This is a genomic window from Paenibacillus montanisoli, assembly GCF_003268025.1.
Taxonomy (GTDB): domain Bacteria; phylum Bacillota; class Bacilli; order Paenibacillales; family Paenibacillaceae; genus Paenibacillus_Z; species Paenibacillus_Z montanisoli.
Map to the genome: position 1 here is coordinate 566753 of NZ_QLUW01000001.1, position 16301 is coordinate 583053.

Here is a 16301-nt window from a genome sequence, read left to right on the forward strand (position 1 = left end):
CTTGGAAGTGCGAATAGCGCGTTAATTTCTATGCAAAAACAGACATATGAGGTGCTTCGAATGACAGGAATCGTGCTCTTGGGAACGATTATAGGGGGAGCGGTTTTAGCTTTACTGCGGCGGCACAATGCCGGTTTCGTCAGGAAGTGCATCGATGGCTTGGCGGTTCTGGCTTACCTGGGGTTCTTTGCGATCGCTGCCAAGAGCGTTGCCCGTACGCTAATGGACGGTGCCGTATTTATGACGCAGGTGCATGAAGTGCTGTTAAGCCCGATTTTTCTAGCAAGCGGAGCTTATCTTGGCCCCTATGTATTCTGTCTGCTCATTCAGCAGTTGCTAGGCAAGCGAGGGCTGCAATAAGTTGGATGCGGCGGTGTTAGCGGAATAGGGTTTATGCCGGAGTCACCTTGCATCTCTTCTACGTATGATAGAAGAAGCAAGCTGTTGAAAGAAAGGCGGGCTTCGTTCATGGCAAGAGCCAAAATCGCATTCGTGACGCCGGGTACGTTCCCGCTGCCATCTCAAAAAAGCAGTTCCGTGGAGCGCGTAGTGGAGAAGCTGGTACCGCTGCTTATTCCACGCGTGGATGCATCGATTTACGGCAGATCAAGCCGGTTGCTCGGGAAACGGGGGATGCTTGGCGGAGTATCCGTGTTCCGGTATCCGGCTCAAAATAAACGGCTTTATTTGAAGAGAATCGGGCAATCGATTAAAGCGAATCCACCGGATTTGCTGCAGGTCGAGAATAGGCCTCGCTATGCGTTAAAGCTGAGAAGAATGCGTCCGGAGAGCAAAATTTGGCTGAATCTGCACTCCTCTACCTTCATCCGAAAAAGTGCGATCAGCCCTGAGCAGCTCGTGCGCAGCTTTCGCGCTGCAGACCGGATCATCGTGAATAGCGAGTACTTGAAGGAAGACGTTGCCTCCCGCGTGCCGGAGTGCGCGGATAAGCTGCATGTCGTCTATCCAGGCGTCGATACGGAGCGGTTTCAATCGCAGCATTCGCTCGCAGGCGCCTCCCTCAGAGCCGGGTTGCGCAAAGAACGGGGCTGGACCGGCCGGAGCGTCATCGTTTTCATGGGCAGGCTGCTTGCGATCAAAGGCGTGCATCACCTGTTGAAGCTGATGCCGAAGCTGGTTCGGGAGCATCCTACGGCGCTGTTGGTTATCGTAGGCGGTGCATTCTATGGCTCCAAGCGTACGACCGCCTATGTGCGCCAGCTGCATAGAATGGGCCGTAAACTTAAGGGGCATGTGCAGTTCGTGCCTTATGTACCATATTCCGAAGTGCCGAGTTGGTTCCTGGGTGCGGATGTGGCTGTGGTGCCGTCCGGGAAGCGGGAGGCGTTCGGGCTGGTGAACGTTGAGGCGATGTCTAGCGGTCTTCCGGTCGTTGCGACCCGGGCAGGCGGGATGAAGGAGATCATAGAGGATGGCGTGACCGGATATTTGGTCGACCCTGATCATGTAGTGCAGGAAATGCGGGAGCGGCTGCTCGAGCTTCTGCGAGATGAGCGGCTTCGACTGCAGATGGGACTGAAGAGCCGGGAGCGGGTGGAGCAGCATTTTACGTGGCAGCATTCGGCCGATCAATGGATGGAGCTGTTTCAGAATGAAATCCAACTGTAAAATAAAGGTTGAATTTGGTGGGGTTCGAAGGTAAGATAGGATGTATCGAATCATGAAGAAGCAGGAAGCACCTGCTTGCGAGCTGATCATTTGGCTTGCAAGCGGGTGCTTTTTTGTTGTGCTAGGAAAGTGAAAATGGAAAATTAGGATGGGGTTTCACGGCTCAAGCATCATGGGCTAATTACATCTTTGGGGAGCGATTCGAATGAAAATGTTCTATGTAACGGTAGTTTTAATGATGCTGATGGTTATTTCGGTAGGCGTAATAGGCCTAGTTAAGGCTAGTAGCTAATTTGCCATTTAGTGATGAGGAGATGAAAGAGATGAAGAATAAAGTGATTGCCGCAGCCGTGACTCTATCTATGTTGTTACCTGCAGGCACATCGCATGTCGGGGCGGCGAAATCCTCAGCGAAGATGCTGAAGTCCGAGATGCCTATTGAAGTGCTCTACAATGCGAGGAAGATTGTATTTGACGTGAAGCCGAAAATGGTGGACGGCACCGTATTGGTACCTGTTCGGTATGTGTCCGAGAAGCTTCAAGCAACCGTCACGAAACAGGGCAGTACGATTCTGGTTGTGATAGGCGATAAAAAGATCGAGCTGACGATTGGATCGAAGGTTGCGGATATCAACGGGAAGATCGTGACATTGCCACAGCCGGCCATAGTTGAGAATGGGCGTACGCTCGTCCCGATTCGGGTGATTAGTGAGGGACTTGGCGTGTCTGTCCGGTGGGATGAGGTAGCACGGTTTGTTTGGGTGGGGAATGAGGATGTGCCGAAGGTGGAGGATGTGGCGGAGTTGGTGGATATTAAGCCGTTTTTGCCGTATTACAAGGGTTTTGAGGCATTTCTTGATCCTTACAGAACCGGAAAGCCCGCCACTAAAGCTTACGTACTGAATTATAGTGATTTCCCGGTTATTATAAACGAATCTATATATTACCGTTGGGAACTTGTGAAAGATGCCGATGGAAATCAATATATTAAATCTACAACGACTCAGGGCGGCGCGATGGGAACGGGATTAACGTTCCTATCGAAAGGCTACAAACTTAGAGATAGGCTCGAAAGGTCACGTTACCGTGAATCTATTAATGCATTTAGAATTCATTATTACAGCATCGTTTATGGGTCAGATCTGGATTCAATTGGAGACACCAATTACAGTAACTTCAAGATTGAGAATGTTAATTATATCGGAATTAAAGATACAGTAGGAATGAATCCAGCACCGATTCTCGTAGATAATCCTTTCCAGTAAGGAGACACCATGAAGCGTATATTAAGTTTAAATCTTTTCATATCACTTACTTTTGGAATGATTATAATTCTTTTCCCTACAAAGGTTGAAGCTGCGCTTGGCGATAACACGAGTGTCATGCCTATTCTGGACACAAATGCAGCTGGAGAGCCGCGCTATTATGCAGTAGCTTTCATGTACTACGAGACATGGAGTAAGAATGATGGTACTTGGGATAAAAGTGACGCGGACGCTCCAGATAATACAGTAACAGCGACTCATCCGTATTCATTCTCGTTTCCAGGCAGGACTGTTCGAGATATTAAAGTTTATAATTTTAATTCAGCAAGTCACATGGACTTATTTAGAAGATCTCGTGTAAGTTCCGAAAGTTATACCCAATTTTCCGGATTCGTAAGTAATAGTATCGGATCTCCAATCGCTAGCGGAAAATCTGGAATAGGTACATCTGCTATTTCATTTACCGCTTCAGCTTCAGTTCAATTAACTTATCCGACTGCTTCGGTATATGATTTGATGAAAGAAGATCCAGATTATTGTGCTTCATGTACTGTAAATACAAAAATCTACCGCTATTACATCCCCATCTTATTCGAGTTTCAACTCGACGGCGTACTTGAAGTCCACCACAAAACCACATCAGGCGCGAACATCGATGCGGCCTTTGCAGATCAGACGAAAAATATGACTCAAGGCCAAAGTCAATCGATCACGCCTGGTAAATCTGAGGGCTATACCTATGTCGGTTACAAGAAAAGCACAGTAGGACTGCCTAGCGGGGGATCGATCATAACTGGTGCCCCGCCAACCTTTGTTTATGATGGCAAATACGACCGCTATTATCTCAATCTTTATTACGAACTAGAATCGGTATCAGATGGCAAAGCTCATGTACGTCATGTTACGACTACGGGACAAAGCTTGGATTCAGTATTTGGCGATCACACCGATGATTTAAAAAATGGCGGTTATTACTCGCCGACTCACCCTTCAGCTGCGGGATATAACTATCAAGGTTATGTGAAAACCACAACGGGAACGCCACCGACTGATTTTAGCAGCACGACAGCAGGGGATTACAGCATTCCATCCTACGACAGTTCATCTTTCAAGACCCTGTATCTTTACTATGTTTATGATGTCGTAAGTGCAGGCAAGGTTCACGTCCGTCATATGGTGCGTACAAACCCTGCAAGCATTTACGTCCAGCAGGGGGGCGAAGAGCTCATTCCAGTAGCTACCCTGCCTAATTCTCGTACACTTGCAGCTGACAGCTCGTATGGAACGGTAAAGGGAAAAAACGTATCGTATGTCGCGTTTTCAAACACCGTTACGGCAGGATCGACCGCTAGCGTAAGTCTGACCTCAGCGCTGCCGGAAGCGTATGTGACTTTCTTCTACGAGCAAGCGATCATACAACCACCGGATGAGAATCATCCGCCTACATTTGAAATTGGCTTCGTTGATCCAAATAATAACAAAGTACCCTTGCACAAGGTGGTAGAAGGGACGACACTGGATCTAATCTATATCAACGATCCTTCCGTTCCTACGCCTAACGATCCCGATGGAGACAACCTCAATTTTCAAGGATTTGACTTTGATGCAGGAAATGCTTTTATCCAGTCGATTCCTTCGAAAAGTACGGCGTATGTGGATGGACAGCACGGCCTAACAATGGATACGATCGGCCATCACAATGTATGTGCTGGAATGAGCGATTCACGCGGGGCAACAACGACTGAATGTACGTATATCGAGGTTGTACCGAGGAATCCCGTTCCTGTGATCAGCTGCCCGCCATCAATTATTGCGAATCATCCAGTTCCAGCAGGGGCAATTAACGGGAATGGCAGCTACAGTCCGATTAGTGGACGCACGATCGATCATACGAGAGATGAGTGGACCAATAAACAGACTAGCTTTGCGAATGCGACGACTTCGGATCTTACGGTTCAGGTATCGTTGCATGTTTATGATAGCGGGGGGTTGAAATCTCTTGCTCCGGCAACGTGTACAATCATCGTTAAGCCGGATCTGCCTCCTATCGCGAAGCTGACCGTGCCTCCGTTATCGATTCGCGGTACGCAGCTCGACATCGTGAACAAATCCGTCAGCCAGGACGGCGATAGGATTACAAAGGCCGAGTATAAGTACAAGTACGATGCGAACAACAATGGTTTTACGGACGATGCTTGGATTGCGGTGACGGGCACGATGGCGAAAATGCAGATTGCGCCAACAAAAGTGGGGAAGTACCTGTTCTACCTCAAAGTCACGGAAGAATACGGCGCATGGGATGATACCTTAGCCGATCCTCCTGCGACATTAACGCTCGATGTCGTCAATAACGCGCCAGAGGTATCCTTTGAAATGGAAGGGAAGAATCCGCAGCCTGATCTTGATCCTTACACCCGAATTACGCCGAATGCGATGCTGAATTGGCCGGTCTATGTACCTGGTACGGACACGAAAGTGTTCAACGTAAATAACCTGTGGCGTTCGAATAACGAGGATCTAGTCAGTGGGGAAGGGAGAAACTTTGGCTCGCAGGATCAGAAATTTTCTTACTACAGAGTAACTCGATCTAATGTGACGACTGAATTCCCATTTTCCGTCCCGATGGTGAATAACGGATATGGCAGCAACCGGCTATCACCATGGCGGTCAACAAGCACGATGACGTCTACACTTTCCGTTCCGCTTGTCGATACTTATGATCCTAATGGGAACGTAATCAGCTTCGGTGACAGCTACATGAATGATCTTAACATCTTAAAAATTCGATCGAATAAGAAGAACATCTTCTTCCGTACGCAGAATAGGGTTATTGAAACTTCTGGAAACCCGAAATACACCGATCGACTGTACGCGTTAAATCCGAAAAGGCTATCACCGTTAGAAATGTATGTTAAACCTGGTGCTTGGTTTGCAAGCTATCGCTACATAGGGGGAGATCCGTATGATTTCGTCATTGACTTCACGCTCGAACCTTCGCGGAACGTAGTGATCAATTCAGTAACGAAAAGCTTGAATTTCTATACGATTCACGACTACGAACTAGCTAACGGAAAATATCTTTATATGCGAAGGGAATGGTGGGGGTACAAATCAGGCGGAGGTAGAGAATATTTCTATGATATCGCTATATATGATGCGCGAACCGGCGAGGAGTTGAAATCCACATTCGATAGCCCTGAACTGGCTGCATATTGGAATTCATATGATACTTATGGATTCAAGGATTATGTTTTTAGTCACTCGCTAGGAGATAAAGTGGCGATGAAACGATCCGATTCATCCGCGGAAAATGGCAAGCTCAAAGATGGCATGAGTTGGGTCGTGCTTGATCCTGCGTTGGAGATTGTACATAAAGCAAGATGGTCGCAGCCTGATCCCAATGATTCCTTAACGGCGAAATTAATTGCAACGAGCGGAAATGGCAGCAATCTGGATTATACTTTTGATCTTAACCTTACGACCGATGCTTCAGGAGCGCTTTATTCCTATCAAGCCTACTCTTTGAATAATAGCGGAAGCAGCGGTAAATATGATTTAAACATTACGAAGTATAATCCCGATTTCACTCTTGCTTGGCGAAAGTATTTGAAGCCAGAGACCTTAGCCGGTCCAACAAACGCTGCGACCTTTTTGAATTTCAACTATTCAAATCCCGATCCATACGGTTACATGGTGATGGACATTGGAAGCAACGAGATCGTGGCGAAGTTGTATTATGATCATTATCCGGAAGGAAGCATGGTCCCAGATGCGGTTGAAGAGAATCTGACGCTGAACTTGACAACAGGGTTAATCAAATCACGAAAATCCAGTTTTAATGGGGATGACCTTGTTCCTACGCATTACGGGCATAATCCATTCGAAGCTTATGCAGCCTACGCCGTAAATTGGAGTGGCCCGCGACTTTCCATTCCAAGCAGTACAGTAACGATTGATGGCAATCGAACGACTTTTCTGGCTAATGCTACTTGCTCAGGGTCGGGAGCTCAAGGAGAAGGTTCAAATGCAGTCTATGATAAAACAGGAAATGTTGCAGCAAGAGCGGGGGTCCCGTGTAACGCAGGCAAACAGATCTTCGGGGAGTATTTCGGTGATGGCGTTTACGTATCCCTGAATAAGGCCACAAACAGCGTCAATCAGGGTGTGGCCTTAAACGTATCGATCGGTACGCCAACAACAGGTAAGCCATTCGTTCAATCGTTCACCAGCGGCCAATTCTACTCGCCGACCTCGCTTTCGGATGCTGAAGTGAAGTTTAACTTCATGGTGGAGGACGTGGACTACGACGATGAATGGCTTGGATTCTCTTTCAGAATGAAGGATCGGAAGAACGGCTATGCACTGGAGACGGATGCGAAAAAGATTGAGTTCGTCGTGTATAAAAATGGAGCACGAACCGTTCTTGCTGCACAGGACTATACGCTGCTCAACAAGAAGTCTTACGCGGTAAAGCTGCAGATGGTGGATGCGCAATTTAAGGTTTTCCTTGATAATACGCCACTTTTTGAAGTGGAGGATGATACCTATACGAGCGGCAGGTACGGTTATTTTGCCAACAAGTCGTTTACGACTTTCGGAACGCTGGCCTATAAGTTAATCGTGACAAACGAGGTGTGGTCCGACCAGTATGCCATCTGGGATTCGGGAACGGCACACGCAGAGGTTCAATATAACAACATTTCGTTCACTGACCCAGAGAATGATCCGTCTGCGGGTGGACTGTACGATTGGACGGTTCAGCATACGGTGCGGTTTATCCATAACCAAGGCTTATCTGCACTTCATAACGAAACCTTCCATGATGCGCAGCTTGCATTCGATAAGGTAGGCGATTATCTTGTTAAGCTGAAGGCAAAGGACGATCCGAACCCGAGCTATCTATACCCTGATCTAACCTTTGACTCGTATCGAAAATCCTCGAACGAATTTTCGAATCGGATTACCGTGCATCGGCGTCCGGTTGCAAACTTTACGCTCTCGAGCGCTGCGAATGGCAGCGTGATTTGGAGTGACAAGAGCTATGATCCGGACCGCTATTATAGCAGCGCGGACTATTCAACTGAGGCGACGGGGATTGATTACAAGGCGACTAAGGGCATCATCGAGAAAAGGTTTTACTATATTTCGCCTAGCGGAAATTATGCAGAGGAAAAGCTGGTTTCGCCGCAGGAGTTAGGCACCTATGAAGTTGGCATGGCAGTGCGGGATGAGTATGATGCATGGTCTGATTGGCATGTGGTCCGGCTGACGGTCTCGGTGCTTGCGCCGCCCAACACCCCGCCGGTACCGGGCTTCACGAGCAGTCATATCAACACCTACCGAGGTGTTCCTGTCACTTTTAATTCGGTGGCCAGCGACAAGGAGGACGGCGACCGGACGAAGCTTTTGCATGATTATTATTTGAAGAATACGACGGCTGGGGGCGGCGAGACGCTGGCAAGTGACTCACGCACGAGCTGGAACAAGACGTTCACTAGCATGGGAACGTTCGACCTTCGTCAAGTCGTGGAAGACTCCGCAGGGGCGACCGCGCAGTTTAGCCTGCAGGTCAACGTTGTCAATCGGCTGCCGGCCGGCGTGATTACGATGCCATCGAGTACGGTTCAGAACAATCCGACGAAGTTGACCGTACCGCGGCCCAATTTCACTTGGTCGTATTCGGATGCGGATGCCGATGACCAGACCCGCTACCAGGTGAAGATCTACAAATACGGAGGCTTGCTTCAGCACGATTCTGGGATCAAAGCAGGGAGCGCCAAAGCTTGGACGCCGGGCGCCGATTTGCCGGAAAGGGTCAACATGTACGTCATTGTGCGGGTGTATGACGGGTATGATTGGAGCGACTACAGCGCGCCGAAATTCTTTTATATCGAAACGAACCAGCCGCCTGCAGCTGATTTCGATTGGCTGCCCAAGCCGGTTTATGAAGGCGACATGATCGTTCTTACCCAAACCATCGCCGATCCTGACCAAGATAGCTTGAGTGTCCGTTACTCCGTCACGGATCCGGTTGGCAGCAGCAAGACATTCGATTATGCCGACAGCTTCCCTTACGCGGCCTCAGGGCCGAGCTTTAAAGGCGCGCTGCCTGGAAGCTATTCGGTTCAGCTTACCGTTTCGGACGGGAAAGCGGCTCCGGTCGTTGTACGCAAAACGATTACGGTGCTGCCTCTAACCGTGAGCGGGCAGGTGAAGCATACGGAGCATTGGAACGAACGGCGCAAGGAAAGCAATCTGGCTGCCAGCGGAAACGAGAACAGCCCGCGTTCTTATTCGGTCTTTTGGGCGGGTGAACGGTTCATGCTGGAGGCGGCGACGACGGTTACGGGAACGGCGGCCGCTGCCGATCAAGTGAAGGTAACGATGAACGGCTTCACGGTCAGCTTAAAACCCGCGAATGCGGCAAAAACAGCATGGAGCGGCGACATGTGGGAGGAGAGTTTCGAGGATTTGCCGGAAGGTCCGCTGCTCTTCACGTTCACAGCCATTTACAATAACGGCACGGTTAAATCTACTGAGGTTACAGTGACGATCGCAGGCAATATCCAGCAAACGGTAGGCGTTCACCGTGTGCAATAAAACGTAACAGCGCAAAGGCTGCTCCTTTTTTGCGCGTTAATCGGCTTATAAACAGGCACTCATCGCATTTTACAAATAAATTGCCCGCCTATTATGTGACCAGCCCATAGGTGAATGCATATGATACCTATGACATTGCGTGGAAGAAGGAGAGGGCTATGGCGAAGAGCAGCAAAGGAAAAGGCCCCAAAGGGCGCAAGCCGTTGTTTTATGTGGATAATCCAAACGCGTCGGAGTTGAAATGGCTCGAGGAGTTGAAGAAGAAAAAGCCGACTGCATCGAAGAATGAGGAGAAGCAGGTTCAAGTCAATGCAGCAGCTCCGGTACTGGAAGCTTCAGCAACACAGGAGCCAAAGCAAGAGCAGGCGCCAGTGAAGCTGCCGGAGACGCAGTTGAAGCCGCAGCAAGCGGAGGAAACTTCAGCCGCTGAAGCTGCAAAACCTGCTGAACCTCAACAAGAACCGAAGCAGGAGCTGATCGTGGCAGACTCTGAAGAGCCGGCCGCACTTATTCCACAATCACAGACGGATGAACAATTGAAGGCATTGGCAGAAGAAGTCGAGCGTCAGAAACGCGAGAATGAAGAGGCGGAAAGGCTTCGTCTTGAAGAAGTGGAAGAAATGGAAGAGCTGTTGAAGCAGGAGTTGGAGCGCAAGGAAGCGATTCTATCAGAGAAGCGGATGCCGGAGTCTCCGCTGCCATTCATACACACGGATGACATCGCCGATAACGCGGTAACGTCGGAGAAGCTGGCCTTTGGCGCCGTAGATTCTTCGCGGATCAGGCAAAGTGCGGTTATTACGAACTCGATTGCCGATTTTGCCGTAGAAAGCATCAAAATTGCAAATGGCGCCATCGTTGCGTCGAAAATCGCATCGGAGTCCATTACGAGCGACCATCTGACGAAGAACGCGATTTCCGGTCAAAAAATCCGCGACCGTTCCATTACCGGCGAGAAGCTGCGCGACAACAGCATCACGTCGGAGAAGCTGGCCGATCGGACGATCAGCGCCGACAAGCTTGCTGAAGGATCGATTGAGGCGAAGCATCTGAAGCCGCTCATTATTACGGCCGATCTGCTCGAGGACCAAACGATCACATCCGGTAAAATCAAAAGCGCGGCGATCCGTACGGAGAACATCGCCAACGAAGCGATTTCGACCTCCAAGCTTGCGGAAGGTTCGATTACCCGTTCCAAGCTGCGTGACGGATCGATCACCGGTGAAAAAATCAGCATCGGCGCCATCGATTCCACGCATTTGCAGCCTGGCCTGCTGCTTGCGGAGCACGTAGCTCCGGGCGTTTTGCAGGGAAAGCACATCGCTCCAAGCGAAATAACGGCAAGCCATCTGGCCGAAGGCGCCGTCGGCACTAGGGAGCTGCAGCCTGGCTCCGTGAAGTCCGAAACGATCGCGCAAGGAGCGGTCAGCTCGAAGGAGCTTCAGGAAGGGGCCGTGAAGTCTCAGCATGTCGCACATGGCGAGATCGGCACCGAGCACGTGAAGGATTACGCGGTAACGTCACCGAAAATCGCCGACTTGTCGATTTCGACCATTAAGCTGGTTGATCATGCGGTGACGTCATCCAAGATTGCTGACCAAAGCATCACCTCTAGCAAGATTACCGACGATGCGGTGCAAAGCAAGCACATTAGCCGGCTTAGCGTTGGCGGCAACAAAATCGTATCCGACACCATCGAAGAGCGCCACTTGACCGAGAACTCAGTCGGCTCCAAGCAGCTCATCGATCGCAGCGTGCAGACGTCCCATTTGGCTGCCGGTGCGGTAACGGGCGATAAGCTTGCGGCGCAATCGGTGCAGCAGATTCATATCAGCGCCGCTGCCGTAGGCCAATCGCAGCTGGCGGATGACTCGGTCAGCGAGCAAAAGCTGATTGACGGCAGCGTCACCAGCCTTAAACTCGGTGAGCAAGCTGTTCAAACGAAGCATCTGGCAGATGAAGCGATCACGTTTGACAAGATTGCTCCGGAAGCCATTCGCGCCTTCCACTTGGCGCCTGGCATAGTAACGGAAGAGGCGCTTTCGACGGAATCCGTCACCTCGCAGCATCTGCAGGCGGGGCTGATCGAGGCCTATCATCTGAGCGAAGGCTCGGTTGAAACCAGCGCGCTTCAAGACGGCGCAGTGAAGTCCATCAAGCTGGCAAGCGGCTCCGTAGCGGAGAGGCATCTAGCAGCAGGGGCAATTCACTCCCATCATCTGGCGGACCATGTCGTCAACTCGCTCAAGCTTTCGCCGGAAAGCGTTTCGACCGATAAGCTGACCGATTGCGCAGTCACATCGAGCAAGCTGGCCGACAACAGCGTGACGACGGCTAAGCTTGCGAACGCCTCGGTAACGGGCGACCAGCTGGTTGCCGGCACGGTTACGCGGAAGCATTTGGCGAAAGGCGCGATCGGACCGGAACATCTGGCTACGGGGATTATCGGCGAGCGTCATCTTGCACCTGGCATCGTCGGCAACGAATCGCTGAGCCAAGGCGCCGTGACGGGAGATAAGCTGGCTCCGGGTTCCGTAACCGGCGTCCACCTCGGCACCGAATCGATCGGCAGCCAGCATTTGGCTGAACAATCCGTATATGGCGTGCACCTTGCGACGGACAGCGTCCGAGACATCCATATCGGCAAAGACGCCATTACGGCATCGAAGCTGGCGGACGGCAGCGTAGCAAGCTATCATTTGCAAAATGAAGCGGTCAGTTCCCGCGCAATCGGCCCTTCCGCGGTTCAAAGCCAGCATGTGGCGCCGTCATCAATCGATTCCAATCACCTTACGGAATCGTCCGTGGGCAGCAACCATCTGAAAGTAGACAGCGTTCTGCAGATCCATATGTCGGAGGACTCGGTCGGTACCGCGCAGCTGTGCGATGATTCTGTAACCGACTCGAAGCTGGCGGCGCTGTCCGTCCATGGCGATCACATTCAGCTGGAGACGATTGCGGGCAAGCACGTGAAAGCGGAAGCGATCCAAGGCTACCATATCCGGAAGGGATCGATCTCGCAGGCGCACCTGGCATCGGAGTTCTATACGTTTGAGAAAGCGCCGGACGGCATTATCCATGGCAGCAAAATCAAACGCGGCACGCTTAGCGGCGATACGCTGAGCGACGGCGCGGTCGGCGGAGCGAAGCTGGCGAGCGGAGGCGTAGGCTCGGAAGCGATCGGTTCTGCAGCCGTAGGCGAGGGCCATTTGCAGCCTGGCGCGGTAACGCTTAGCAAAATTGCTCCGAAATCGGTCGCAAGCACGCACTTGATCGCAGGCGCAGTTGGCAGCGAGGCGTTGAGCGATGGCGCAGTGATCAATGCGAAGCTGGCAAACGGAGCGGTCGGCTCGGAGGCGCTGAGCGACGGAGCAGTCGTGAGCGCGAAGCTGGCCAGCGGAGCGGTTGGAGCGGATGCGCTCGGCGATGGCGCGGTGATCAGCGCGAAGCTGGCGAAAGGAGCGGTCGGCTCGAAAGCGATCGGCGATGGCGCCGTAATCAGCTCCAAGCTGGCAAACGGAGCGGTTGGATCGGAAGCGCTGAGCGACGGATCGGTCGTAAGCGCGAAGCTGGCGAACGGAGCCGTTGGGCAGAAGGCGCTTGGCGACGGCGCAGTCGTGAGCACGAAGCTGGCGAGCGGAGCGGTCGGTGTGGATGCGCTGTGCGACGGTGCGGTTGTAAGCTCGAAAATGGCGAATGGCGCCGTAAGCACGCAAGCATTGGGCGACGGAGCGGTAACGGGAGCGAAGCTGGCCCATGGCGCTGTCGGCACGAAAGCGCTCGGTGATGGAGTAGTAACGGCTGCGAAGCTGAAAGCTGGAGCAGTCGGCACGGCAGCCCTTAGCGAACAAGCGGTGACCGGAGAGAAGCTGGCAACCGGCGCGGTCGGCACGGATGCTCTGAGCGACAGAGCGGTAACAGGCTCGAAGCTGGGAGAAGGAGCAGTCGGCACGGAGGCGCTGAGCGATGAAGCAGTGACCGGAGTGAAGCTGGCTCCTGGAGCAGTCGGCACGGAGGCGCTGAGCGACAAAGCGGTGACCGGTTCGAAGCTTGGAGCAGGCGCAGTCGGAACAGCAGCGCTGAGCGACGGCGCGGTAACGGGCTCGAAGCTGGGTGCGGGCGCGGTCGGCACGGAAGCATTAAGCGACGGCGCGGTAACGAGCTCGAAACTGGGATTTGGCGCGGTCGGCACGGAAGCGCTGAGTGACGGCTCGGTAACCGGCAAGAAACTGGGACTTGGCGCAGTCGGCACGGATGCGCTGGTTGACGGTTCAGTAACGGGCACTAAGCTGGGAGAAAGCGCGGTTGGCACGGAAGCGCTGAGGGACGGAGCCGTAACAGGCTCGAAGCTAAGTGGTGACGCGGTCGGCACGGAAGCACTGTGCGACGGCGCGGTGACCGGAGCGAAGCTGGGAGTCGGCGCAGTCGGCACGGAAGCGTTGAGCGACAGAGCGGTAACGGGTTCGAAGCTGGGACTTGGCGCGGTTGGCACGGATGCACTGGGCAAAGGAGCGGTAACGGGCGTAAAGCTGGGACTTGGCGCAGTGGGCACGGAAGCGCTGAGCGACAGAGCTGTAACGGGAGCAAAGCTGGGACTCGGTGCGGTTGGCACGGATGCACTGAGCAACGGCTCGGTAACGGGAGCGAAGCTGGGACTCGGCGCAGTCGGCACGGAAGCGCTGAGCGATGGCTCGGTAACGGGCTCAAAGCTGGCTGCCGGTGCAGTAGGCGTGGAAGCGCTTGGCGATGGTGCGGTAACTAGCAAGAAGCTGGGACTTGGCGCAGTCGGCACGGATACGCTCACTGACGGAGCGGTAACGGGTGTGAAGCTGGGACTTAGCGCGGTCGGTACCGAAGCGCTTCGCGACGGAGCCGTAAGCAGCACGAAGCTGGCGCTCGGCGCGGTCGGCACGGATGCACTTCGCGACGGAGCGGTAAGCGGCTCGAAGCTGGCACTCAGTGCCGTGAGCACGGAAGTGATCGGCGACGGAGCCGTAACAGGAGCGAAGCTTGGTCTTGGAGCCGTTGGTACGGAAGCACTCAGCGATGGCTCGGTAACAGGAGCGAAGCTGGGTCTTGGATCCGTGGGCTCGGAAGCGCTCAGCGATGGCTCGGTAACGGGAGCGAAGCTTGGTCCTGGATCCGTGGGCACAGAAGCGCTCAGCGATGGCTCGGTAACGGGAGCGAAGCTGGGACTTGGAGCCGTGGGCACGGAAGCGCTCAGCGATGGCTCGGTAACGGGAGCGAAGCTGGGACTTGGAGCAGTGGGCACGGAAGCGCTCAGCGATGGCTCGGTAACGGGAGCGAAGCTTGGTCTTGGAGCCGTGGGCACGGAAGCGCTAAGTGACGGCTCGGTAACGGGAGCGAAGCTGGGACTCGGAGCCGTGGGCACGGAAGCGCTCAGCGACGGCTCTGTAACAGGAGCGAAGCTGGGACTTGGAGCCGTGGGCACGGAAGCGCTCAGCGACGGCTCGGTAACGGGAGCGAAGCTGGGACTCGGTGCCGTGGGTACTGAAGCGCTCAGCGACGGAGCGGTAACAGGAGCGAAGCTGGGTCTTGGAGCCGTGGGCACGGAAGCGCTCAGCGATGGCTCGGTAACAGAAGCGAAGCTGGGACTTGGAGCCGTGGGCACGGAAGCGCTCAGCGACGGCTCGGTAACGGAAGCGAAGCTGGGACTCGGTGCCGTGGGCACGGAAGCACTCAGCGATGGCTCGGTAACAGGAGCGAAGCTGGGACTTGGAGCCGTAGGCACGGAAGCGCTCGGCGACGGCTCGGTAACAGAAGCGAAGCTGGGACTCGGTTCAGTGGGCACGAAAGCGCTCAGCGAGGGTGCGGTAACCGGCACGAAGCTCGCGATCGGCGCTGTCGGCGAGAACCAGCTGCAATCCGGGGCGGTAACGCTCAGCAAAATCGCACCGCGCTCTATCACGACTGCCCATCTCATTCCTGGCTCGATCGAGAGTGACTCACTGAGCAACAGTTCGGTGACGAAGGAGAAGCTGGCGGTTGGCTCAGTCGGCACAGAGTCGCTTGCAGACGGCTCGGTAACGGCCGAGAAGCTGGCGCCAGGCCTGCTCTCAGCAGCAGCAGCCCAGCCAGTTTTTGCGGACGGATGCATCGGCGAAGGCCTTTTGGCCGAAGGCGCAGTGACATCGACGAAGCTCGTCGACGGCGCGGTAACGACTGAGAAGCTCGTCGATAGCTCGGTATCGACCGATAAGCTCTGCGACGGCTCGATAACGACAGATAAGCTCTGCGACGGCGCGGTAACGACCGAAAAGCTCGTCGATAGCTCGGTAACGACCGATAAGCTCGGCGACGGCTCGGTAACGACCGATAAGCTCGGCGATAGCTCAGTAACGTCCGGCAAGCTGGAAGACGGCTCTGTCACCGGCGCTAAGATCGCTCTCGGCAGCATTACGGCGGCACACATCGCGCCGGATGCCTTCCCGGCAGCTGCCGTTAAGGAAACGACTGTACAGGATGGCAGCATTAGCTGCGAGAAGCTGAATTTCACGCCGGTCACGACGGTTAAGCGTCAAGCCGCTGTCGTACAGCAGTTCGGGCTTGCGCCGTATAACTTCCAAGGCCAAGGCGAACAGCTGGACATCACGATCGGCTTCGATCAGCCTTTCAGCAACAACTCTTATGTGTTCGTGGCGACGACGGATTGTCCTTCCTGCTACGCTGTCATCAAATTGAAAACAGCCGCTTCTATCCAACTGACGATCGTACGCACGCGCATCAGCCCTGAACCGATCGGCCTAGTAAACTGGATCGGAATCGGAATATAAGATGGTTATCGGC

General features: G+C 53.4%; 5 protein-coding genes. All 5 read left to right on the plus strand.

The genetic code is table 11. The features are described from left to right. Positions 1 to 60: 60 nt before the first annotated feature. The gene (locus DL346_RS02585; protein WP_240633004.1) at positions 61 to 360 is read left to right on the plus strand and encodes a transposase; all 300 of its coding nucleotides are present in this window, start codon (positions 61 to 63) and stop codon (positions 358 to 360) included. Between the two features lie 108 nt (positions 361 to 468). Next, positions 469 to 1629, plus strand: a complete 1161-nt coding sequence (locus DL346_RS02590; protein WP_112880514.1) for a glycosyltransferase family 4 protein — start codon at positions 469 to 471, stop codon at positions 1627 to 1629. 323 nt (positions 1630 to 1952) lie between these two features. Then, entirely contained in the window at positions 1953 to 2894 is a 942-nt protein-coding gene (locus DL346_RS02595) for a copper amine oxidase N-terminal domain-containing protein (protein ID WP_165822346.1), read from the plus strand. A 9-nt stretch (positions 2895 to 2903) separates the two neighbouring features. Continuing rightward, positions 2904 to 9494 carry a glycoside hydrolase family 78 protein gene (locus tag DL346_RS02600; RefSeq protein ID WP_133257472.1) on the plus strand — a complete coding sequence of 2197 codons (6591 nt, stop codon included), beginning with the start codon at positions 2904 to 2906 and terminating at the stop codon, positions 9492 to 9494. 158 nt (positions 9495 to 9652) lie between these two features. Beyond that, the gene (locus DL346_RS02605) at positions 9653 to 16288 is read left to right on the plus strand and encodes a WIAG-tail domain (RefSeq protein WP_112880517.1); all 6636 of its coding nucleotides are present in this window, start codon (positions 9653 to 9655) and stop codon (positions 16286 to 16288) included. The last annotated feature ends 13 nt before the right edge of the window (positions 16289 to 16301 follow it).

Coding starts and splice junctions, on each gene's coding strand:
- DL346_RS02585 (WP_240633004.1), top strand. CDS start 61: ATGACAGGAATCGTGCTCTTGGGAACGATTATAGGGGGAGCGGTTTTA.
- DL346_RS02590 (WP_112880514.1), top strand. CDS start 469: ATGGCAAGAGCCAAAATCGCATTCGTGACGCCGGGTACGTTCCCGCTG.
- DL346_RS02595 (WP_165822346.1), top strand. CDS start 1,953: ATGAAGAATAAAGTGATTGCCGCAGCCGTGACTCTATCTATGTTGTTA.
- DL346_RS02600 (WP_133257472.1), top strand. CDS start 2,904: ATGAAGCGTATATTAAGTTTAAATCTTTTCATATCACTTACTTTTGGA.
- DL346_RS02605 (WP_112880517.1), top strand. CDS start 9,653: ATGGCGAAGAGCAGCAAAGGAAAAGGCCCCAAAGGGCGCAAGCCGTTG.